Origin of the sequence: Polynucleobacter sp. AM-25C3, from assembly GCF_018882335.1 — a bacterium.
Taxonomy (GTDB): Bacteria; Pseudomonadota; Gammaproteobacteria; order Burkholderiales; family Burkholderiaceae; genus Polynucleobacter.
The window spans coordinates 1-1,210 of record NZ_JACVOS010000035.1; the positions used below are offsets into that span (position 1 = coordinate 1).

Sequence of the window (1,210 nt, forward strand, 5' to 3'; positions counted from 1 at the left end):
AAATAAGTTGACACTTTTTCTAATCAGAAAGGAAGTGTCAGATGGGTATTGGGATTAAGCGAACACAAAAAGATTACACCATGGCCTTTAAGTTGGCCGTTGTAGCGCAGGTCGAGCATGGGGAGATGACCTATCGGGAGGCTCAGGACCGCTATGGTATTCAAGGTAGATCCACCGTTTTAAAGTGGCTCCATAAGCATGGCCAACTCGATTGGCGTAAGCTCACACCGTCAGATATAAAACGCGGGGGTGCGATGAACGAAAATCCACTGCCTCAGAGCCCAGACCAGCGAATTAAAGAGCTGGAGATGGAGCTCAAAGAGGCAAACTTAAAAGCCCAACTCTTTGAGGCGATGCTCGACATCATTAAAAATGAATATGGGGTAACTCTGCCAAAAAAGCCTTTAAGCGCGCCCTCGAGGAAAAAGAGGCTATTGGAGTAAGCATCACTCAGGCGTGCCGCTTTGTCGGAATTAGTCGTCAAGCGTATTACAAGCGAGGGTCTAGAGAGTCATGTTTAGCCCAGCAAGCAGAATCCGTGAAGGTGCTCGTGCGTAAAGAGCGAATGGATCAGCCAAGGGTTGGCACGCGCAAGTTACATTCGATCCTTCATGAGCCCTTAGCCAATCAGGGTATTAAGCTTGGTCGTGACGCTTTGTTTACTCTGCTTCGTCAGGCCCAGCTCTTGGTGCCACGGGCTCGGGCTTATCACAAGACCACCAACAGTCATCATCGGTTCCGTAAACACCCCAACTTGTTCAATGGAGTAGCCAAAGTGGTGCCGAAAAGACCAGAGGAGGTTTGGGTGGCTGATATCACGTATTTGCCAACACAGCAGAAGGTGGCCTACTTAAGCTTAGTGACAGATGCCTACTCGAGGAAGATTGTGGGATACCACGTCCATCCGACTTTACAAACCGAGGAAGTGGCACAAGCTTTGAAGATGGCCCTCAAAGCGCGTAAAACAGACTTGCCATTAATCCATCACTCAGACCGAGGGCTGCAATATTGCGCTAATTATTATCAAGACTTGCACCGGAAACATGGTCTCACCTGCTCAATGACGGATGGCTACGACTGCTATCAAAATGCGCTTGCAGAGCGGGTGAATGGCATATTGAAAACAGAATTTTTGTTAAATAAACCGTATGACCTAAAGCAGGCTAAACAAATGGTGAAAGAGTCGATCCGTATCTACAACCAAAAGAGG

The 1,210-nt window shown here is 47.9% G+C and carries 1 protein-coding gene; it reads left to right on the plus strand.

Features of this window, described 5'->3' with window-relative positions:
* Nucleotides 1-41 precede the first annotated feature (41 nt).
* Nucleotides 42-1,210 (plus strand): IS3 family transposase gene (locus ICN12_RS10745; protein WP_216272502.1). Its coding sequence is split into 2 segments (ribosomal slippage), with 1,170 coding nucleotides annotated over them: nucleotides 42-393 and nucleotides 393-1,210; the frame shifts between segments, so codons are not numbered across the junction. This gene is flagged as partial in the annotation.